A 19,901-nucleotide genomic window follows, 5' to 3' on the forward strand; every position below is an offset into this window, starting at 1 on the left:
CCATAAATAAGGTTTTCAGACGACCTTTTTTGCCACACACTACTTCACAAGATCCGACAGCGGCCAGCGCGGTTTGACGTTGAACGCGCCGGCGGGTTGCCGCTCCTGCAACCTCATCGCGCCGGCGAAGGCAATCATCGCGCCGTTGTCGGTGCAGTATTCCATGGGCGGGAAGCAGACTTTGATTTTTTCTTCCTTAGGCTTGGGTTTGCCTTTTTCAGACAGCTTTTTGACGCTCAGGCGGGAAAATTCGTCGCGCAGCTTCCAGTTTGCACCGACGCCGCCCGCGACGACCAAAGTTCTGAATCCGGTATCCAACAAGGCTTTTTTGGCTTTGGCGGCAAGGACGTCGATCACCGCGTCTTGAAACGCGCGGCAGATGTCGTTGCGCGTTTGCTCGGGAATTTCGCCGCCGTTTTCGGCACGGACTTTTTCGACGGCGGTCAGCACGGCGGTTTTCAAACCGGAGAAGCTCATCTGCAAATCGTGCGAATGGAGCATGGGGCGCGGGAACGCAAAGGCGTCGGGGTTGCCCAGCTTCGCCAGTTCGGACAGCTTCGCGCCGCCGGGGTAGGGCAGCCCCAAGAGTTTGGCGGTTTTGTCGAACGCCTCGCCCGCCGCGTCATCAACGCTTTCGCCCATCAACGTGTAATCGCCGATGCCGCGCACCGCCATAAACTGCGTATGCCCGCCCGAAACCAGCAGGGCGACAAATGGAAATTCAGGCTTGTCGTCCGCCAAAAGCGGAGAGAGCAAATGACCTTCGAGATGGTGGATGGGAATGACGGGTTTGTTCAGGGCAAACGCCAAAGCGTTGGCGTAGCCCGAACCTGCCAGAAGCGCGCCACCCAAGCCCGGCCCTTGGGTGTAGGCGACGGCATCGATGTCGTCGTATGAAACGCCCGCTTCCTGCAAACAGCCCTGCGTCAGCGGCACGACGCGGCGGATGTGGTCGCGGCTGGCAAGTTCGGGGACAACGCCGCCGTATTCGGCGTGCATCGCCATTTGGGTGTGAAGATGGTGCGCCAACAGGCCGCGTTCGGTGTCGTAAAGCGCAACCCCCGTTTCATCGCAGGATGATTCGATTCCGAGTACCAACATGGTTTGAGGTCGTCTGAAAATAAGGATGCGGTATTTTAACGGATTTCGGGTGGGCTTGGCTTGCTTGAGATTTGGGAATATGAAGTGGGAGAGGCTGTATCATATAATGATACGGAATTGGGTTTGCTATCCGGGTTATACCGAGCATTTTTATTGTCTGAGTTTTTGTTATTTAAATTTGATTACATTAGACATATTAGAGACTTAGAGACGCATCGGGTAGGAGGATTGTCGGCAATTTTGATTTTTAAATTTAATTGATAGAAATATTATTGCTTATATTTTTATATTTTATGATTTTTAATGCTTTAAAATACATAAAAAATACTTTTTTGAAATAAAATTGCTGAATACTTGAGAGAAGACTTGTTTAAAACAGGTAAAGAAGGTAATCTATGCCCCGATTTATCTGAATTTGAAAGCAATAACAATGACCAAACAATACCCTACCGACGATATTAAGATTAGAGAAGTCAAAGAGCTGCTGCCACCGATTGCCCATTTGTACGAGTTGCCGATTTCTGATGAAGCGGCGGGGCTGGTACACCGCACACGTCATGAAATCGCCGATTTGGTTCACGGCAAGGACAACCGCCTGTTGGTGATTATCGGCCCGTGTTCCATCCACGACACCAAAGCCGCATTGGAATACGCCGAACGTTTGCTGGTGTTGCGCAAGAAATATGAAAAAGAATTGCTGATTGTGATGCGCGTGTATTTTGAAAAACCGCGCACGACGGTGGGCTGGAAAGGTCTGATTAACGACCCGCACTTGGACGGTACGTTCGACATCAACTACGGTTTGCGTCAGGCGCGCAGCTTGCTGCTGACGTTAAATAATATGGGCATGCCCGCTTCGACGGAGTTCCTTGATATGATTACGCCGCAATATTACGCGGACTTGATTTCTTGGGGCGCGATTGGTGCGCGGACGACGGAAAGTCAGGTACACCGCGAACTCGCCAGCGGCTTGTCTTGTCCGGTCGGTTTCAAAAACGGTACGGACGGCAATCTGAAAATCGCCATCGATGCGATTGGTGCGGCAAGTCATCCGCATCACTTTCTGTCTGTAACCAAAGCAGGGCATTCCGCCATTGTGCATACCGGCGGCAATCCCGACTGCCACGTTATCCTGCGCGGCGGCAAAGAGCCGAATTACAGCACCGAACACGTCAAATCGGCGGCGGAGCAATTAATAAAAGCCGGTTTGTCGCCCAAGCTGATGGTCGATTGCAGTCACGCAAACAGCCGTAAAGATTACAGACGGCAGATGGAAGTTGCCCAAGACGTTGCCGCGCAACTGGAAAACGGCGAAAACAATATTATGGGCGTGATGGTGGAAAGCCATTTGGTCGAAGGCAGACAGGACAAGCCTGAAGTTTACGGGCAAAGCATTACCGATGCCTGCATCGGCTGGGATACCACTGAAGAAATGCTCGCGCTTTTGGCTGCGGCAAACCTCAAACGGATCGCGCCTTAAGCCGGCTTGAGCGGTGGAAAAAGAGGTCGTCTGAAAAGGCCGTGTGTGAACAAAAACAGACAGTTTTTTCAGACGACCTTTTGTTTTCATTTTTTGTAAACTTATTGTTTATAATGGCTCAAGGGCGGTCTCCCGGCAAGTTATCGTAGTTTAAACAGTCTTTACTTATTAGAAGACATATTAATGAAACCTTGTGAGATACTGCCTGCGTATTGTTTAACCCACTGATGGAGAATACAACATGAAAAAGGCTTTGACTAAAACCGTTACCTTGATTGCTGTCGCTGCTTCTTTGAGCGCATGCGCAGGGATGAACCAAACACAACGCAATACCGCTACCGGTGCAGTATTGGGTGGTGTAGCAGGTAACCTGATTGGCGGCGATACCGGTGCTACTTTGGGTGGCGCAGCATTAGGCGGCGTTATCGGCAGCCAAGTTCATCACGGACATCGCTATCGTTAAGTAGTTCATTAATATCATTATGCAAACCGTTCCGATCGTTTCATTTGTCGGAACGGTTTTTGCTTGATGGGATGTGAATGAGAAAATGTCGTCTGAAACGAGGGTTATCTTGGTTCAGACGACATTTTAGTCATAAGTGGGATGGATGATTTATTGGCGGATGACTGCTTTGGCAATTTGATCCGCCATGCGTTTGCTAGCTCCTTGATGTTTGCCGATAAACTCAAGGGCTTTTTGGGAGAAACGTTCTTTTTCCAATGGATTGGCAAGCCATGATGTGGCTTTTTCGTACCATCTTACAGCAGAATCGACTTGTTCTGCCGCTCCGGCATGGATGGCATCTTGGCATACGGCGGCGAAATTGTAGGTTGAAAAACCGAATAAGGTCGGTATGCCGCAGGAAATCGGTTCGATAACATTCTGACAACCCGCATCCACAAGACTGCCGCCGACGAAGGCAATATCCGCAGCCAAATAATAGGCAAACAATTCTCCCATGCTGTCTCCGACCCATATTTGCGTTTCTTTGTCGACAAGAAGGTTATCACTGCGATATTGCACACGGTAGCCCATATCTTCCGCAAGGGAAAAGGTCGTCTGAAAACGCTCGGGGTGTCGGGGGATAATTACCAGCAGTGCATCCCCTTTATAGCGTTTCCATGCGTCAAGCAATATTTCCGCTTCATCCTGACCTTTGTAGAAACGGGTGCTGGCACACACGACGACAGGGCGATTGCCGATTCGTTCTTTAAATGCGGCTGCAAGTGCTTTCATCCCTTCGGGAAGCGATACATCGTATTTGGTATTGCCGCAGATATGGACATTCGATGCTCCAATTAAGTGCAGTCGTTCCGCATCTTCGGCAGTTTGGGCAAAGCATCCGCTCAGGGTGCGCATCGCAGGTTCAACCAAGCCTCGTATTTTCAAATATCCCCGTTGCGATTTCTCAGACAGGCGGGCGTTGGCAAGAAAAAGCGGAATTTGTTTTTTAGCACACATGTGCATCAGATTAGGCCAAATTTCTGTTTCCATCAAAATACCGAAACGAGGGGCGTGGTCGTTTAAAAATTGCTCAACCCATTCTGGTTTGTCGTAGGGAATATAGCGGCATTGCGCATTGGGATATAGGGTTTGCGCCGTATGCCTTCCGGTCGGTGTCATTTGAGTCAGTAATAAAGGGGCATCTGGGAAATGGTTCTGTAATGCTTTAATGAGTGGCTGCGCTGCACGGGTCTCTCCGACGGAAACGGCGTGAATCCAAATCGGATGTTGCAGCGGATTGCTCATTTTTTTGCCGAATCTTTCATCCCAATGTTCCAAATAGGAGACTGATTTTTCAGCTCTCTTTTTTAAATAACAGCGGATAAACAAAGGAGCGATGTGCCAAAGTTGATTATATAACCAACGTATCAACATAATGATATTCCAAGATGTAAGGGGGCGTATGAAAAAGGTATCAGGAGAGATTATAGACGATTCAATCTAAAACAGGACGAGATGAGCAGTTCCAAAGCTAAAAGCTGATGAAAATAGCTGAATAGAAAGGCTTGTGATTTTGAAATACTTGATATTTTGAAATACTTGATATTGTAGTTGGTGGAAATAGGTATGATTAGATAAGATTGATGAAATTAGTAGGATCATCGTCTGTAAGAATAGATGATATTTGTCTAAATACAACACTTTTTTGACATATTTCGGTTGTAAAAAGATATGTGAAAGTCAGGGTTATAGATATAACAGATGAGAATTTGTGGATATGTATTGAAATAATTCTTATAGATAAAAATAGCCTTCAAAAATTTTATTGGTAAATTTCTGTTTTATTTTAAATTTAAATTGCTTTTTATATGAAAATTAGACACAAAATTGCAGAATATCATATATTTCCCTACTAATTTCAATTGTTAATATGTGCTAGGTTATATATTCATGGCGAACAATACTGTTAATAATTAATAATATAGAGAACGTGTTAAGCCATGATAAAAAAAATAATAAATGAGAAGACAGCTAGTCCAATATAATGCAATCATGTATAGATTAATTGGATTGTAAATCGATCCAGTACATTGATTATACTGATTTATTTGTTTTAGATGGATTGAATCGGTTACATTTTTTTGTAAGTGTTAGATAAGTGGTATGTATATTAGATAAACGGCAAATATTTGTCAATCATAATATGCGAAACATATATTATCTTTGGTTCGGTCTTTTCAATAACTATCATTATGTGTTTTTATCAGGGAGATAAAATATGAAACACAAAGCACACATGAATCGTTTTACCGCGCTCAATAAGGCAATGTCCCTATCGTTTGCTGCTTTCGGTTTGTTTGCAGTATCTGCCGCTTCCGCTGAAAATTACATTAGTATCAGTAGTGATGCTGGTGTTCAACGTCCTAACTATAACAACGATGGCGCAACCGATCGTTTTGGTATGGCTATCGGTGTGAATACAACGGCAACAGGTCATAGCGGTATTTCTATCGGTACCAGTACCACTTCTGCAGGGGAATCTGCCATCGCAGTTGGTTCTTATGCTGAGGCTAATGGTGTTACCGCTGCTGCATTTGGTCAAGGCGCGAAAGCACTTGGCAATACAACGACTGCTGCCGGTCAAAAAGCTCAAGCAACTGCTCAAGGTGCTACTGCTTTGGGTACTGGTTCTCTAGCTTCTGCAATGTATTCGACTGCTACAGGTGCAGCATCTTCTGCTTCAGGTCAGTCAAGTGTGGCTTATGGCTTGCAGTCTAAAGCTTCTGCTAATTCGGCAGTGGCTATTGGCTCCCGTGCGATAGCTTCTCATTCGGGTTCCGTTGCTTTGGGTGCAGGTTCTACAACTGCTGAAGCAGTGGGTACTAATAGTGCAACTGTAAATAACGTATCTTATAGTGGTTTTGCAGGTACTAATCCCCGTTCTACCGTTAGCGTTGGCTATACGGGACGGGTGGCGAGCGTACTATCACTAATGTTGCTGCCGGACGTATTAATGCAACCAGTACTGATGCTATTAACGGTAGCCAACTATATCAAGTTGCTGCACGTTCTCAAGGCAATTCTACCGCAATCACCAATTTACAAAATCAAGTTAATGGTATTGATAACCGCTTGAATGATATGGATAAGGATTTGCGTGCAGGTATCGCCGGTGCGACTGCGATTGCATTCTTACAACGTCCGAATGAAGCAGGTAAGAGCATAGTCTCTGCTGCGGTAGGTGGCTATCGCAATGAGCAGGCTATTGCCGTAGGTTATGCTCATAACTCAGATAACAATAAATGGTCTGTTAAAACCGGTGTCAGTGTTAATACACGTAAAGACGTAAACTGGGGTGGTAGCGTAGGCTATCAATGGTAAGGCCTGAAGGGGTTGGTCGGTTCAGACGACCCCAGTTGAAGAATGATATCGATATAAAGGAAAAAACATGAAATTATCAATCATTTTGCCGGTTATCGCGGCATTGACTTTAGCTGCTTGTGGTAATTTAAGCAAAGTCAGCAAAGAAGGTACTACTGATAATCCTGTATGGCCTAATCCTACTAAAACTACCTTCCGTCATGATGGTACTCAGCATGGTACTTGGCCGAATTGGGATAACGTTCGTCAAATCGAAGCGGGTATGAATAAAGACCAAATTTACGGATTAATCGGTCGCCCTCATTTCCAAGAAGGCTTGTACGGTGTTCGTGAGTGGGATTACTTGTTCAATTACCGTGAAAATGGTGAGCATAAAACTTGTCAATACAAGATTCTGTTTGATAAAGATAAAAATGCACAATCATTCTTCTGGTTACCAGAAGGTTGCGGTCCTAAAAAGCCTGCTCCTGAAGTAGTTCGTGAAGTCATTATTCGCGAAGTGGCTCCTGCACCTGCTGCACGTATCCGCCAGTAACAGTAATACTTTAATTTTACAAATTAAAACCGAGTTTTGTTATTTTGCAAAACTCGGTTTTGTTATTTTGACTGTCTAAATAGTAGCGTAATGGGATTCTGCACAGACAGTGGTTGTTTTATAATAATTCCTTAAAATTTGGTCAGGAGCGTTTGTGTCATATTTTTCACAATCAAAAGAAAAGTTGGTGATATTGGAACGTCCTGATATGTTTTAAGCATAATAAATGATAAAATACGCGCACTCTTTGCAAAAAAGAGAAAATAAGAAACGGATAGCAAACGATGAGTATTGGATTATTACGAGTTTTGGTTCAAAGCCAGTCAATCAACAACGCCCAGGCAGAGCATTACAATAACATATTGAAAACGGGGCAGGAAATCTTGCCCATGCTTTTTTCGGATAAGATTATTAGCCCAAGGTCTTTGGGCGAGTTGGTTGCGCGGGTTTTTAGTTATCCGCTATTAGATTTGCATTATTATCCACGAAACAACATCGTTATGGATGTCTTAACTGAGGAGCAGATGGTACAAAATCGCTGTATTCCGATTTTCCGTCGTGGGCGAAAGGTATATTTAGCGGTTTCAGATCCTACTCAAATTCAAAGTTTTCAAAAAATAGCTTTTGCTTCGGGAGTGACAGTTGATTTAGTAGTTGTCCCGGATGATCAGTTAGGTTCTTTGCTTGAGTGGTTGGGACAACGTTCTACCACCATTTTAAAAGAAATTAGTGAAGAACAAGAAGCTGCCCAACCCTCACAATCTCTCTACATTGACAATGAAGAAGCTGAAGACGGTCCTATTCCTCGTTTTATTCACAAAACTTTATCTGATGCACTAAACGCAGGCGCATCTGATATACATTTTGAATTTTACGAACAAATGGCTCGTGTCCGTTTTCGCGTAGACGGACAGCTAAGAGAAGTGGTTCAACCGCCTGTTGCAGTACGCGGACAGCTGGCTTCGCGTATCAAAGTAATGGCACGTCTGGACATTTCTGAAAAACGCGTGCCGCAAGATGGTCGTATCCAAATTGCTTTCCATAAACATGGTCGCCCTATTGATTTTCGTGTAAGCACGCTACCTACACTTTTTGGTGAAAAAGTGGTAATGCGTATCCTGAATTCTGACGCAGCGACTTTGAATATTGACCAACTGGGATTCGAGCCTTTCCAAAAAGAAATGCTGCTCGAAGCCATTCATCGGCCTTATGGCATGGTATTGGTAACAGGTCCGACAGGTTCAGGTAAAACTGTATCGCTTTATACCTGTCTGAACATTTTAAATACAGAAGACGTCAATATTTCCACCGCAGAAGACCCGGCAGAGATTAATTTGCCTGGCATCAATCAAGTCAACGTCAATGATAAGCAAGGTTTGACTTTTGCTGCGGCGTTGAAATCTTTCTTGCGACAAGACCCTGACATTATCATGGTAGGTGAGATTCGGGACTTGGAAACCGCGGATATTGCCATCAAAGCGGCACAAACCGGACATATGGTGTTTTCAACGTTGCATACCAATAACGCGCCTGCGACCCTATCCCGTATGTTGAACATGGGTGTTGCCCCATTCAACATTGCCAGTTCCGTCAGCTTAATTATGGCACAACGATTATTGCGTCGTCTGTGTTCAAGCTGTAAGCGTGAGGTTGAGCGTCCTCCAGTTCCTGCATTGAAAAAAGCAGGATTTACAGATGAAGATTTAGCAAAAGATTGGAAACTCTACCGTCCTGTTGGTTGCGACAGCTGTCGTGGTAAAGGCTTTAAAGGTCGTGTCGGCGTCTACGAAGTCATGCCGATTACCGAGGAAATGCAACGTGTCATTATGAATAATGGTACGGAAGTTGATATTATGAACATGGCATATAAAGAAGGTATGGTCGATTTGCGCCGTGCAGGTTTGTTAAAAGCTATGCAGGGTTTGACTTCATTAGAAGAAGTTATTGCTCACACTAACGATTAAACCATTGAATCGAAGAAATACGGGGACTTTTGTTTTCTTCATTCTTAAACATTAAACCAAGGGGTAACAAAATGGCTCAAGCAGAGCAAAAAAGAGGCTTATTCGCTCAAAAAAACAAAGGCAAACGTTTTACGTTTGAAGGTAAAAATACCAATACAGATCAATTAGTCCGAGGCGAAGTAGTCGCCAAAGACGAAGAGGAAGCGCGTAAAAAACTCCGACGCCGCGGGATACGGCCTTTACGTATCAGTAAAGTAAAATCAACCAAAAAACGCCGTATTACTCAAGAAGACATTACTGTCTTTACCCGTCAACTCGCCACCATGATGAAAGCAGGTCTGCCTTTAATGCAGGCTTTTGAAATTGTCGCACGCGGACACTCCAACCCATCCATGACTGACATGTTGATGCAAATCCGTGCAGATGTGGAACAAGGCAGTTCATTGGGTAAATCATTTGCCAAATATCCAAAATATTTCGACCGTTTTTATTGCAATCTGATTGCGGCGGGCGAGACTGGTGGTGTTTTGGAGAGCCTGTTGGATAAACTTGCTGTATATAAAGAGAAAACACAAGCCATTAAGAAAAAAGTAAAAACTGCATTGACGTACCCAATTTCTATTGTGGTTGTTGCAGTTGTACTGATTTTCGTAATGATGCGCTGGGTTTTGCCCGCATTTAAGGAAGTTTACTCCAACATGGGGGCCGAATTACCAGGCATGACACAAACAGTCATGAGTATTTCCGACTTTTTTGTCGAGTATGGCTGGATTATGATTATTGCAGCAATTGGCATTGGATTTGGTGTATATAAATTGCATCAGAAATCTCCTGAATTTCAAAAACGTGTAGATGCCATGGTTTTACGTATGCCTATTTTTGGCTCTATCATTCGTAAAGCAACTATTGCACGTTGGGCTCGGACGACTTCTACTTTATTTGCTGCCGGTGTCCCTTTGGTTGAGGTTTTAGATTCTGTATCAGGTGCTGCCGGCAATATACTCTATGAAGAAGCAACGCAAGACATCCGTGCAAAAGTTACTCAAGGCCTCTCTTTGACTTCAAGTATGCAAAGTACGGATATGTTCCCGAATATGGTTATCCAAATGGCTGCTATTGGTGAAGAGTCAGGTTCGTTGGATGATATGTTAAATAAAGCTGCAGAGTTTTATGAGGAAGAAGTTGATAACTCTGTATCACAACTATCTTCTTTAATGGAGCCGATTATTATGGTGGTTTTGGGATCTATTATCGGTACAATCCTCGTGGCAATGTATCTGCCGCTGTTTAACTTGGGTAACGTAGTAGGTTAATATGTTGGAATCTTTGGATGCATTAGCGCCATTTGCTATCCCATTATCTGTCGTAGTCGGTTTATTAATCGGAAGTTTTCTGAATGTCGTCATTTACCGCGTTCCTGTCATGATGGAACGCGGCTGGACTCAGTTTGCGAAAGAGCATTTACAACTTGAATTAACCGAGGAAGAGCAGCAACCGTTCAATTTGATGAAACCGGATTCCCGCTGCCCTAAATGTCATGCTCCGGTAAAGGCTTGGCAAAATATTCCGATTGTCAGTTATCTGATGCTTGGCGGCAAATGTGGTTCGTGTAAAACGCCCATCAGCATCCGTTATCCCTTAATCGAATTATTGACCGGTATATTGTTTGGCGTAGTGGCATGGCAATATGGTTGGACCATGGCTGCATTCGGTGGGTTGATATTGACTGCAATATTGATTGCATTGACCTTTATCGATGCGGATACTCAATATTTACCTGACAGCCTGACCCTGCCGTTGATATGGTTAGGCTTGTTGTTTAATTTGAACGGCACATTCGTGCCATTAAAATCCGCCGTCTTAGGTGCAGTTTTCGGTTACATGAGCTTATGGTTGTTGTGTTTCATCTATAAGCTTTTGACTGGAAAAATCGGTATGGGTAACGGCGATTTTAAATTGCTGGCTGCACTAGGTGCATGGCTTGGGGTCGGCATTTTACCTGTATTGGTTTTTATGGCAGCATTAATCGGTCTGATTGGAGCGGTTATCGGACGGGTTGCCAAAGGACAATATTTTGCTTTCGGTCCGAGTTTGGCCATTGCCGGCTGGATTATTTTGGTAGCTAATGAGCCGGTACATCGTGCCGTCACTTGGTGGCTGACCAAATCAGGGTTTTAATATGACTTTATGGATAGGTTTGACAGGCGGTATCGGCAGCGGGAAATCTCAAGCAGCAAAAATCTTTTCTGATTTGGGTGTCCCGCACATTGATGCCGATGCCCTAAGTCGAAACCTGACGGCGGATAACGGTATAGCATTACCGGCTATCCGCCGTCTTTTTGGCGACAAGGTTTTTCATACCCAGGACAGTCTGAACCGTGCTGCTTTGAGAGATATTGTTTTCAGACGACCTGAAGCCAAAAAAGAATTGGAAGAGGTATTACTGCCTTTGATTTTAAACGAAATCAAATCAGCAAAGACCTGTTATCCCGATGCAGCATACGGCATCATCGATGTACCCTTGCTGATTGAAAATCCGGAATTTTTAGAGGCTGTCGATAGAGTATTGGTGATTGATGTTTCTGAAGCAACACAAATTCTTCGTGTTCAGCAAAGAAGCGGTTTGGACACAGAAGAGATCAAGCGCATTATGAACACACAAGCCAAACGCCAAACGCGGCTGATCTATGCAGATGATGTTTTAGAAAATGAAGGGACTTTATCTGAATTGACCAAGAAAATTCAGGGCTTGCATAGGTTTTATCTGGGATATGCCGGCAACTCGAAATTTGGTACATTATTGCCCTAACGTGAAATACCTCGAGCAACAGACAAAGCATATTGGAAATCCAACAATCAAAAGGTCGTCTGAAACTGTGTTTGGTTTTTCAGACGACCTACTTGACAGAAAACAGATAATTCAATTTTAAGAACTCGGAAGCCAATACGGCGAAAAGTTTAAACAATGGAAAATGGATACCCAAATAATCGACCTCCCTTAGAAAAAAGAATTTTTTATCTGGAGCATTCAGGGCAGTATCTGATGGTTTGCGCCCTATCAGATTACTCCCACAATAAACATACTGTCGTTATGGCAAATTTTCTCTGTCCAAATGAAACAATGGATTGGAGGAATTTAGATAATTTATTCAATGAGTTGGTTTTAGAGGAATTACAGTCTTCATTTATGGATTGGTATCCAACTATTGAAGAGGCAATTAGCCATCATTTAGAAGGCTTTTCGTAACAAGCATAAAATAAAGAATGATTTGGAAGGAATAAATAATGACTGAAGTAACGACTGTGAAATGTCCGACCTGTCAAAAGCCGGTGATATGGAATGAAGAGAGTAAATACCGACCTTTTTGCAGTCAACGCTGCCGATTGATTGACTTAGGCGAATGGGCGCAAGGGAAATATACGGTTGCAGCGGAAGAAGATGATACCTTATCTGATTCAATGGTTGGAGGCTTGCAATAAGCTGTATTTAATACGTTTTTGTGAGGCTATGAAGCCCCCTTTTTTCTCCTTGGTAGGCATTTGTTTGGTAGGATGCCATTATGGTAATGGCTGTCTAAGCTTATGTTTCAGACCAATGTCGGGCATTTTTCATGTCTTGTTCGATTTGTACTTTTAATTCGGCGATACTGTCGAATTTTTTTTCGTCGCGTAATTTGTGCAGAAAACGGACGTTCAGGCGTTGTCCATAAATGTTTTCATTGAAATCAAACAGATGGACTTCAAGTTTTTGGGCGCGGTTGTTGCTGACAGTAGGGTTGAATCCGAAACTTGCCACGCCGCGTTTTGTGGTGAAAGTACCGTCTACTTCAACGACAAATACCCCGCTTAAGGCGTAATGGTGGGGAGGGAGTTGGATGTTGGCGGTGGGGGCGTTGATGGTGCGGCCGAGTTTTTTACCGTGTTTGACTTTGCCGCTTAAGGTGTAATCGTGTCCCAGCAGTTTTTTGGCATAGTCTAATCGACCGTCGGAAAGCGCATTACGCACGGCGGTACTGCTGGTACGGATGTCTTCTACGATAACAGATGGGGTACGATCGGTTTGAATATCAGGTTGTGCGGCCAAAAGTTCGAAATCGCCACGGCGACCTGCCCCGAAACGGAAGTCATCTCCAATCAGCAGATAACGCGTATTCAACGTCTTGCGTAAAAGCAGGTTGATAAAGTCTTGGGCATCCATGTCGGCAAATGTTTGGTTAAACCGCAGCACCCAAACTGCATCGACACAGCCGGTTTGTTCAAGCAAATTTAGTTTGGTGCGCAGAGGGCTGATACGGTAGGGCTGTTTTTTACCGGTTTGTCGGGCAAAAAATTCTTTGGGTTGTGGTTCGAAGATAACGACGACGACGGGAAGCCCCAGTGCATCGGCTTCTTGCTTGAGTTTTTGGAGAATGTGTTTGTGTCCGAGGTGCACGCCGTCAAAATTGCCGATGGTAACGGCACTTCCCTGAGGGAAGTCGGGCGTGCGATGCTGACCGAGCCAGATTTTCATGAGTTATTTATGCGGTTCGTAAACGGACGGGTATTGTAAACGTTCTTGGTGTTTATATAAACCACAGGTCGTCTGAATATGTTTTCAGACGACCTGTATCGTCGTTACCACCAAAACGGCGGACGGTAAAAAGGGTAACCCCAAGGGTCGTAATAGTTGTAATAATAGCGTGCTTCTTGGAGTTGCTGCTGGGAGATGTAGTTTTGCCATGCCATTTTGTAGCACGCTTGGAACATGGGATCGGAAACTTTATCTATATATTTCAGGCGGAAGGATTTTTGCTGTTCTGTCGTTTGAACGGAGCGGTTGTCCGCCAGCTCAAACTGTTTTTGTATCAATCGGGCGGTTTCGGGGTCGCACTGGGCGGCCAAGTGGATTTGCAGGTTTTGTTCTTCCTGTTTCCGAGCCTGTGCGCGTGCGGCGAGTTGCTCCGGTGTGGCGGCGCAGGCAGTCAGGAATGCAAGGGTGAAGAGCGATAAAAAGCGTAATGGGTTCATGATGTTGCCCCTTTGAAGTGATAATAGCCAATGTACGCTGACGGCTGGTCGAGTGCAAGGGGTAAATAGGTAAAGGTCGTCTGAAAACGGATTTCAGACGACCTTCTTTATTTTGCTGCTCGGATGAAAAGGCCCGAATAAACAGTTTAACCTTTGTTCAATATCTGTTTGTTTTCGCCTTCACGCCGCAGTTCTTTGGGGAGGACGAAGACGATGCTTTCTTCTGCGCCTTCGCCTTCGCGTATGGTTTCGTGTCCCCATTGCTGTATGGTTTGCAGGACTTCTCTGACTAAAACTTCGGGGGCGGACGCGCCGGCGGTGACGCCGACTTTGTGTTTGCCTTCGAACCATTCGCGTTGCAGGTAGCCGGCGTTGTCGACCATATAGGCATTGACGCCGCGTTGGGCGGCGACTTCGCGCAGGCGGTTGCTGTTGGAAGAGTTGGGCGAGCCGACGACGATGACGATGTCGCATTCTTCTGCCAATTCTTTGACGGCGGTTTGGCGGTTGGTCGTGGCGTAGCAGATGTCTTCTTTATGCGGGTTGCGGATGTTGGGGAAACGGGCGTTCAGCGCGGCGATGATGTCTTTGGTTTCATCGACGGAGAGGGTGGTTTGGCTGACGTAGGCGAGTTTGTCGGGGTTTTTGACTTGCAGTCCGGCGACGTCTTCAACGGTTTCGACCAGCAGCATTCTGCCGGGCGGAAGCTGTCCCATGGTGCCTTCGACTTCGACGTGGCCTTTGTGTCCGATCATGATGATTTCGCAGTCTTGCGCATCGAGGCGGGCGACTTCTTTATGGACTTTGGTCACGAGCGGGCAGGTGGCATCGAATACGCGGAACCCGCGTTCGGCGGCTTCCTGCTGTACGGCTTTGGAGACGCCGTGTGCCGAGTAAATCAGGATGGCGTCTTTGGGTACGTCGGCGAGGTTTTCGATGAATACCGCGCCTTTTTCGCGTAGGTTGTCCACGACGAATTTGTTGTGGACGACTTCGTGGCGGACGTAAACCGGCGCGCCGAATTCTTCCAGCGCACGCTCGACGATGCTGATGGCGCGGTCAACGCCGGCGCAGAAGCCGCGCGGGTTGGCAAGGATGATGGTTTTTTGGGTCATGTGTATGGTCCGGATTTCAGACGACCTTAAGGGTTGTCGATTGCTGGTTCTTCGGTCGGTTTGGGGTCTTTTTTGTGGAACAGTCCGTCCAAAACCAATAAAACGGCACCGACGCAGATAAAGCTGTCGGCAACATTAAATGCAGGATAATACCAATCCTTCCAGTAAAACAGTAAGAAATCAACCACATGACCGTGAATCAGTCGGTCGATGACATTACCGAGCGCGCCGCCGATAATCATGGCGGCGCCGATTTTGCCCGAAAGGCGGAACTCGTCGCGCAGGATAGCGCGGGCGAGATAGGCGCTGATGACGAGTGCCAGCCCTAAGAAAAAGAATTTCTGCCAGCCGCCTTGGTCGGCAAGGAAGCTGAACGCCGCGCCGGGGTTGTAGGCAAGGGTCAGGTCGAAGAAAGAGGGGATGATATTGAGCCGCTCGCCTTCTTGGAAGTGGGCAAGGATTTCCCATTTGGTCAGTTGGTCAAGCGCGATGCCGACCAGCGCGATCAGCAGGTAGGCGGTTTTTTTGGAAAGGGAGGAAGACATTTGGTTGAAGCTGCCTGAATAAAAACAAAGCGGCTATTTTACCCGAAAGCGCAAAAGCCGTGTTTCAAAAGGTCGTCTGAAAACCTTTTATTACAGGGCAAGACGCAGGGTTTTGCTGGGTTATCGAAAAACCGCGTAAACGCTGCGTGTAAAAACAGCGTCATACGTAAAACAAAGTTTATTTGCTTGATAGGGTGTTGCCTTGCCGATAACATGGCGGCGTTTTTATGTGCCTTCCCTGAAAGGATACAGTATGGCTAAAACAAAATCTTTATTGGCAACCGGCATTTTGGCGCTTTTCTCCGCCACCGCCTTCGCCGCTCCGCTTCCTGCCGAAATTTATCTTCCCGCAGGTGCGCATACGGTCAAAGCCGACCGTCAGGGCAACGGCGAATTTGAATACAAAGCCGAACTGCCCGCACGCGGCAACCCGATTCCGTCTTTGGCGAAAAAAGTCATTGCCCACGCGCGCAGTAAAGGTTTTCAAGTGGTCGAATCGGAAATCCGGAACGACGATGCCGATTTGAAATTCAAACGCGGCAGACAAGAATTGGACGTATCCATCGAAAACAAAGGACACGGCCGTATCGAATACAAAGCTGATTTGGACTTGGACAAACGCTAAATCGACACATACCGCAAAGGTCGTCTGAAAAGAGGTTTCAGACGACCTTTTTGTATGATAAGGCACACAGAACCGAAACGGCAGGATAGGGCGTTAACTGCGGTTTAGGTCAAGCCAAATCATGCCGTATTATTTTATTTACCCCTGCAATATTTTGTTTTACTGTAAAACACGGTAAAATCCGCGCTCAACATAATATTGAGACAAAACAATATCTAAATAGAATAAATGATGTTGTTCGGCCTCAACATAAAAATTTCGACACAATCACTACAATACCAACATTCCACATTGCAAAAATCATGAAAAAACACTCTTACTCCTCTCCCTGCTCGCCGTGTCCGCAGCGGAAGCCGCCGACGTGCCGTCCGAGCCTCAAAACCAGCCTGCTCCCGAGTTGCAGGTCAAAACGGCAGAACCTGACCCCGTCGAAGAAGAAACGGTCAAACTTGCTGCCGAGACGTCGTCTGAAAAAGTCGTCAACGTCGATGCCAAAACCCTGCTCGACAATCCCCAATTGCTTTCCCGCGCCATGTATTCCGCCGTTGTTTCGCGCAATATCGCGGGCATCAAGGTTGTCCTGCCGATTTACGAACAATGGCCGGGACACGATAAAAACATGGCGCTCTACGCGCGCGGATTGGTTGCCCAAAACGACGGCAAAATGAAAGAAGCCATCGGGTATTACCGTCAATTTATCGCCGAAAACCCCGATGCCCCCGTCGTCCGCTGGCAGCTTGCCACCGCTTTGTTTGAAGACAAGCAAAACGAAGCCGCCGCCGACCAGTTCGACAAACTCAAAACAGAAGCCAACCTGCCCGAGCCGTTCGTCAAAGGCATCGAGTCTTACCGCAAAGCATTGCGCGAGCGCGATTCGTGGAAATTCAACGCCGGCTTGAGCGTAACCCGCGAACAAAATATCAACCAAGCGCCCAGCCGCCGCACATACGGCAACTGGACTTTCCCCGAGCCTATCGACGCCACCGCCATCAACTACCAACTCGGCGCAGAGAAAAAATGGTCGCTGCCCAAAGGCTGGTACGCCACGGCAGGCGCGGATAATTACGGCAAAATTTATCCCGAACAAACCAAGTATAACGACGTGACCACCCGCTTCTCAGTAGGCGCAGGTTACGCCGACCAGCGCAACGACATCGGCTTGACCCCGTTCCACGAACGCCGCTTCTACGGCAACGACCCGTACACCTACTCCAGCGGTGCGCGCCTACACATCAACCGCTGGTGGCAGCCTAAGCTGCAAACCTTGAGCGCCGTTGAAATGGGTCGTCTGAAAAACACCCGCCGCGCCCGTTCCGACAGCAACAACCGCCTGCTGAGCAATTCCGTCGTCTATTACCGAAACGCCCGCCAATATTGGGTCGGCGGTTTCGACATCTATCAGGAACGCAATAAAGAAGATAAGGAAGACAGCTTCGACCGTTACAGCCTTCGTACCGCATGGGGGCAGGAGTGGGGCAAAGGATTGTCCACCATGTTGCGGCTGAGTGCGGCGCAACGCCGTTATCAAACGCCCAGTCTTTTGAGCGGTCAGGAAAACCGCCGCGATAAAGAAGCGGATATTTCGCTCGCCGTGTGGCACCGCGCTTTCCACTTCAAAGGCATCACCCCGCGCCTGACCGTCGCCCACCACAAAACATGGAGCAACGACAAATATAATGAATACGGCAAAACCAGAATGTTTGTCGAATTCAGTAAAACATTCTGATTGTGTTTGGTTTGAATAATAAAAGGTCGTCTGAAATTTTTCAGACGACCTTTAGCTTTTTTATTTGCGTAAGGGCAGATTGTGTAAATTTTTGAAAGAATAAATCTAAAGTTATATTTCGATAGTTTACATTATTGATAACCTAGCATTTTATTTTCAAAAGGATTTTGAAAATATGGTTGGCTGATAGGGCGGAATAGGGGCTTGAAGATTGGGAGGCAGGGCTGGGCGGTCGGTTATTTTGACTGGTTTGGGGCGGGGTTTTCACTTACAATCAAACAAGGTTTACGTATGGCAACATTTCTCCGTTCAATGTCAGGATGGGTCGCAGATGTTTTCTGTTTGACTTCTCGGTATTGTGCGGGCGTGTTTGTTCGGGCTTTTGCCTGTAAGAAAAACAAGGAAAAACAATGCGCCACTTACCAATTTTATCTCTCATCTTATTCCCCGCTTTGTCGCACGCCGCTGATTTTGATGGCGCGTCGCTCAGTTTGTTTTGGGGTGCGCCGTTCGCGTTGATTCTTTTGTCTATTGCGTTGGGGCCGCTCTTTTTCGCGCATACTTGGCATCACCATTTCGGCAAGATTACGGCGGTTTGGACGCTGCTGTTTCTAGTTCCTTTTGCCGCTGTGTTCGGTTTTGGCGCGAGTGTGCATACGGTTACCCATGCGCTGGTTGAGGAATATATTCCGTTTATCCTGCTGCTTTTGGCTTTGTACACGATTTCTGGCGGGATTTTGGTTTGGGGTAAGCTGCACGGTACGCCGGCGCTGAATACCGGATTGTTGGCGGCGGGTACGGTGATGGCTTCCTTTATGGGAACGACCGGTGCGGCGATGTTGATGATTCGTCCGCTGCTGAAGGCAAACCGTTACCGTAAGAAAAAAGTGCATATTGTTGTATTTTTTATCTTTTTGGTGGCAAACATCGGCGGCGGTCTGACGCCGTTGGGCGATCCTCCGCTGTTTTTGGGTTTCCTGAAGGGCGTGGATTTCATGTGGACGGTGAAACACATGTTGATGCCCGTATTGATCAGTACGGTGGTGCTGTTGCTGGTGTTTTATATTATCGACAGCCGCTATCACGCGCGTGAAACTACTGAAGAACAGGTTCAGCAGGAAGAGGAAGTCGAGGAAGATTTGCGGATTTCCGGTAAATGGAACTTCTTACTGCTGGCGGGCGTGGTCGGTGCGGTTTTGCTGTCCGGTTTGTGGAAGCCCGATCATCCGGGATTTGAAATCTTGGGCAGCCACTATGCTTTGCAAAATTTGGTGCGCGATGTGATTTTGCTGGCGCTGACCATTGTTTCGCTGCTGATTACGCCCAAGCAGGTTAGGGCGGGTAATGAATTCAATTTCGACCCGATTGCCGAAGTGGGCAAACTGTTTTTTGGTATTTTCATTACGATTTCCCCTGTCTTGGCGATTTTGAAGGCGGGTGAAGCGGGTGCGCTGGGCGCGGTGGTATCGTTGGTGCATGATGCTTCGGGTAATCCGATTAATACGATGTATTTCTGGATGAGCGGTTTGTTGTCTGCATTTTTGGATAATGCGCCGACTTATTTGGTGTTCTTCAATATGGCGGGCGGCGATGCTCAGGCTCTGATGACGGGGCATCTGTTCCATTCGCTGCTGGCCATATCCATGGGTTCGGTGTTTATGGGTGCGCTCACTTATATCGGTAATGCGCCAAACTTCATGGTTAAGGCGATTGCCGAGCAACGCGGTATCCCGATGCCGACTTTCTTTGGTTATATGATGTGGTCGGTAGGGGTATTGATTCCGCTGTTTATACTGCATACGCTGATTTTCTTTGTTTGGCAGTTGTTCTGATACTTGCCTGCCCTTAAAAGGTCGTCTGAAAACCTGATTCTTGTGATTCGGTTTTCAGACGACCTTTTTGTATTCTGACGCTTGTTTTGAATAGATTAATTTTTGGCATCAATATGTTGTGCTTTTATTGATGGCTTATTTCGTG

Annotated in this window: 20 protein-coding genes; 14 read left to right on the forward strand and 6 right to left on the reverse strand. The window is 46.5% G+C overall.

The features are described 5' to 3' along the window. Positions 1 to 39: 39 nt before the first annotated feature. Positions 40 to 1,101: a tRNA (adenosine(37)-N6)-threonylcarbamoyltransferase complex transferase subunit TsaD gene (gene tsaD / locus NSCA4_RS0111290; protein WP_016688217.1), complete on the reverse strand. Its 1,062-nt coding sequence runs from the start codon at positions 1,099 to 1,101 to the stop codon at positions 40 to 42. Positions 1,102 to 1,531: 430 nt separating this feature from the next. Here tsaD and aroG point away from each other — a divergent pair, with 430 nt between their 5' ends. After that, complete coding sequence (gene aroG, locus NSCA4_RS0111295; protein WP_016688218.1) at positions 1,532 to 2,581, forward strand: 3-deoxy-7-phosphoheptulonate synthase AroG; 1,050 nt, start codon at positions 1,532 to 1,534, stop codon at positions 2,579 to 2,581. A 241-nt stretch (positions 2,582 to 2,822) separates the two neighbouring features. Continuing rightward, positions 2,823 to 3,044 (forward strand): YMGG-like glycine zipper-containing protein, encoded by a 222-nt coding sequence (locus NSCA4_RS0111300; RefSeq protein ID WP_016688219.1) that lies wholly within the window; start codon positions 2,823 to 2,825, stop codon positions 3,042 to 3,044. Between the two features lie 150 nt (positions 3,045 to 3,194). Here the strand turns inward: NSCA4_RS0111300 and waaA are convergent, their stop codons facing one another. After that, a complete protein-coding gene (gene waaA / locus NSCA4_RS0111305; RefSeq protein ID WP_029609750.1) occupies positions 3,195 to 4,457 on the reverse strand; it encodes a lipid IV(A) 3-deoxy-D-manno-octulosonic acid transferase in 1,263 nt (420 codons plus the stop codon). Positions 4,458 to 5,304: 847 nt separating this feature from the next. On the opposite strand from waaA, the gene NSCA4_RS13220 reads away from it, so the two are divergent. The 9 genes from NSCA4_RS13220 to yacG all read left to right on the forward strand — a co-directional run bounded on the left by NSCA4_RS13220 (position 5,305) and on the right by yacG (position 12,386). Further along, positions 5,305 to 6,162 (forward strand): hypothetical protein, encoded by an 858-nt coding sequence (locus NSCA4_RS13220; RefSeq protein WP_255265317.1) that lies wholly within the window; start codon positions 5,305 to 5,307, stop codon positions 6,160 to 6,162. Further along, positions 6,060 to 6,407, forward strand: coding sequence for a YadA C-terminal domain-containing protein (locus tag NSCA4_RS16190; protein WP_255265318.1), 348 nt, complete (start codon positions 6,060 to 6,062; stop codon positions 6,405 to 6,407). Before NSCA4_RS13220 ends, NSCA4_RS16190 begins: the two co-directional genes overlap by 103 nt. Positions 6,408 to 6,474: 67 nt before the next feature. Continuing rightward, positions 6,475 to 6,942 (forward strand): outer membrane protein assembly factor BamE, encoded by a 468-nt coding sequence (locus NSCA4_RS0111315; RefSeq protein ID WP_016688222.1) that lies wholly within the window; start codon positions 6,475 to 6,477, stop codon positions 6,940 to 6,942. A gap of 284 nt (positions 6,943 to 7,226) precedes the next feature. Further along, complete coding sequence (gene pilB / locus NSCA4_RS0111320; RefSeq protein WP_016688223.1) at positions 7,227 to 8,906, forward strand: type IV-A pilus assembly ATPase PilB; 1,680 nt, start codon at positions 7,227 to 7,229, stop codon at positions 8,904 to 8,906. Between the two features lie 71 nt (positions 8,907 to 8,977). Then, positions 8,978 to 10,219 (forward strand): type II secretion system F family protein, encoded by a 1,242-nt coding sequence (locus tag NSCA4_RS0111325; RefSeq protein WP_016688224.1) that lies wholly within the window; start codon positions 8,978 to 8,980, stop codon positions 10,217 to 10,219. 1 nt (position 10,220) lies between these two features. After that, the gene (locus NSCA4_RS0111330; protein WP_016688225.1) at positions 10,221 to 11,084 is read left to right on the forward strand and encodes a prepilin peptidase; all 864 of its coding nucleotides are present in this window, start codon (positions 10,221 to 10,223) and stop codon (positions 11,082 to 11,084) included. Position 11,085: 1 nt separating this feature from the next. Further along, a complete protein-coding gene (gene coaE / locus NSCA4_RS0111335) occupies positions 11,086 to 11,715 on the forward strand; it encodes a dephospho-CoA kinase (RefSeq protein ID WP_016688226.1) in 630 nt (209 codons plus the stop codon). 156 nt (positions 11,716 to 11,871) lie between these two features. Then, a complete protein-coding gene (locus NSCA4_RS14225) occupies positions 11,872 to 12,153 on the forward strand; it encodes a hypothetical protein (protein WP_081476592.1) in 282 nt (93 codons plus the stop codon). A gap of 38 nt (positions 12,154 to 12,191) precedes the next feature. Continuing rightward, positions 12,192 to 12,386: a DNA gyrase inhibitor YacG gene (yacG, locus tag NSCA4_RS14230; protein ID WP_081476593.1), complete on the forward strand. Its 195-nt coding sequence runs from the start codon at positions 12,192 to 12,194 to the stop codon at positions 12,384 to 12,386. Positions 12,387 to 12,486: 100 nt separating this feature from the next. Here the strand turns inward: yacG and ribF are convergent, their stop codons facing one another. The 4 genes from ribF to lspA form a co-directional block, all read right to left on the reverse strand. After that, complete coding sequence (ribF, locus tag NSCA4_RS0111340; RefSeq protein ID WP_016688227.1) at positions 12,487 to 13,416, reverse strand: bifunctional riboflavin kinase/FAD synthetase; 930 nt, start codon at positions 13,414 to 13,416, stop codon at positions 12,487 to 12,489. A gap of 104 nt (positions 13,417 to 13,520) precedes the next feature. Further along, entirely contained in the window at positions 13,521 to 13,913 is a 393-nt protein-coding gene (locus NSCA4_RS0111345; protein WP_016688228.1) for a hypothetical protein, read from the reverse strand. A gap of 146 nt (positions 13,914 to 14,059) precedes the next feature. Next, entirely contained in the window at positions 14,060 to 15,028 is a 969-nt protein-coding gene (gene ispH, locus NSCA4_RS0111350; RefSeq protein WP_016688229.1) for a 4-hydroxy-3-methylbut-2-enyl diphosphate reductase, read from the reverse strand. A gap of 26 nt (positions 15,029 to 15,054) precedes the next feature. Continuing rightward, on the reverse strand, positions 15,055 to 15,573 hold the full coding sequence (gene lspA / locus NSCA4_RS0111355) for a signal peptidase II (protein ID WP_016688230.1): 519 nt from the start codon (positions 15,571 to 15,573) through the stop codon (positions 15,055 to 15,057). Between the two features lie 253 nt (positions 15,574 to 15,826). Here lspA and NSCA4_RS0111360 point away from each other — a divergent pair, with 253 nt between their 5' ends. The 3 genes from NSCA4_RS0111360 to NSCA4_RS0111370 all read left to right on the forward strand — a co-directional run bounded on the left by NSCA4_RS0111360 (position 15,827) and on the right by NSCA4_RS0111370 (position 19,756). Then, a complete protein-coding gene (locus NSCA4_RS0111360; RefSeq protein ID WP_016688231.1) occupies positions 15,827 to 16,198 on the forward strand; it encodes a hypothetical protein in 372 nt (123 codons plus the stop codon). Between the two features lie 283 nt (positions 16,199 to 16,481). Continuing rightward, positions 16,482 to 17,924: a surface lipoprotein assembly modifier gene (locus NSCA4_RS0111365; protein ID WP_029609751.1), complete on the forward strand. Its 1,443-nt coding sequence runs from the start codon at positions 16,482 to 16,484 to the stop codon at positions 17,922 to 17,924. Positions 17,925 to 18,334: 410 nt separating this feature from the next. Continuing rightward, positions 18,335 to 19,756 (forward strand): sodium:proton antiporter, encoded by a 1,422-nt coding sequence (locus NSCA4_RS0111370; protein WP_016688233.1) that lies wholly within the window; start codon positions 18,335 to 18,337, stop codon positions 19,754 to 19,756. Positions 19,757 to 19,901 lie beyond the last annotated feature (145 nt).

Origin of the sequence: Neisseria sicca 4320 (assembly GCF_000193735.1) — a bacterium.
GTDB classification, from domain to species: domain Bacteria; phylum Pseudomonadota; class Gammaproteobacteria; order Burkholderiales; family Neisseriaceae; genus Neisseria; species Neisseria sicca_E.

Bases quoted from the DNA above. Each gene is read 5' to 3' on its own strand.
- NSCA4_RS0111300 (WP_016688219.1), top strand. From the start codon at position 2,823: ATGAAAAAGGCTTTGACTAAAACCGTTACCTTGATTGCTGTCGCTGCT.
- NSCA4_RS0111360 (WP_016688231.1), top strand. From the start codon at position 15,827: ATGGCTAAAACAAAATCTTTATTGGCAACCGGCATTTTGGCGCTTTTC.
- ribF (WP_016688227.1), bottom strand. From the start codon at position 13,416: ATGAAAATCTGGCTCGGTCAGCATCGCACGCCCGACTTCCCTCAGGGA.
- NSCA4_RS14225 (WP_081476592.1), top strand. From the start codon at position 11,872: ATGGAAAATGGATACCCAAATAATCGACCTCCCTTAGAAAAAAGAATT.
- yacG (WP_081476593.1), top strand. From the start codon at position 12,192: ATGACTGAAGTAACGACTGTGAAATGTCCGACCTGTCAAAAGCCGGTG.
- NSCA4_RS0111345 (WP_016688228.1), bottom strand. From the start codon at position 13,913: ATGAACCCATTACGCTTTTTATCGCTCTTCACCCTTGCATTCCTGACT.
- NSCA4_RS0111315 (WP_016688222.1), top strand. From the start codon at position 6,475: ATGAAATTATCAATCATTTTGCCGGTTATCGCGGCATTGACTTTAGCT.
- NSCA4_RS0111370 (WP_016688233.1), top strand. From the start codon at position 18,335: ATGCGCCACTTACCAATTTTATCTCTCATCTTATTCCCCGCTTTGTCG.
- NSCA4_RS0111325 (WP_016688224.1), top strand. From the start codon at position 8,978: ATGGCTCAAGCAGAGCAAAAAAGAGGCTTATTCGCTCAAAAAAACAAA.
- ispH (WP_016688229.1), bottom strand. From the start codon at position 15,028: ATGACCCAAAAAACCATCATCCTTGCCAACCCGCGCGGCTTCTGCGCC.
- coaE (WP_016688226.1), top strand. From the start codon at position 11,086: ATGACTTTATGGATAGGTTTGACAGGCGGTATCGGCAGCGGGAAATCT.
- NSCA4_RS0111330 (WP_016688225.1), top strand. From the start codon at position 10,221: ATGTTGGAATCTTTGGATGCATTAGCGCCATTTGCTATCCCATTATCT.
- tsaD (WP_016688217.1), bottom strand. From the start codon at position 1,101: ATGTTGGTACTCGGAATCGAATCATCCTGCGATGAAACGGGGGTTGCG.
- NSCA4_RS13220 (WP_255265317.1), top strand. From the start codon at position 5,305: ATGAAACACAAAGCACACATGAATCGTTTTACCGCGCTCAATAAGGCA.
- pilB (WP_016688223.1), top strand. From the start codon at position 7,227: ATGAGTATTGGATTATTACGAGTTTTGGTTCAAAGCCAGTCAATCAAC.
- lspA (WP_016688230.1), bottom strand. From the start codon at position 15,573: ATGTCTTCCTCCCTTTCCAAAAAAACCGCCTACCTGCTGATCGCGCTG.
- aroG (WP_016688218.1), top strand. From the start codon at position 1,532: ATGACCAAACAATACCCTACCGACGATATTAAGATTAGAGAAGTCAAA.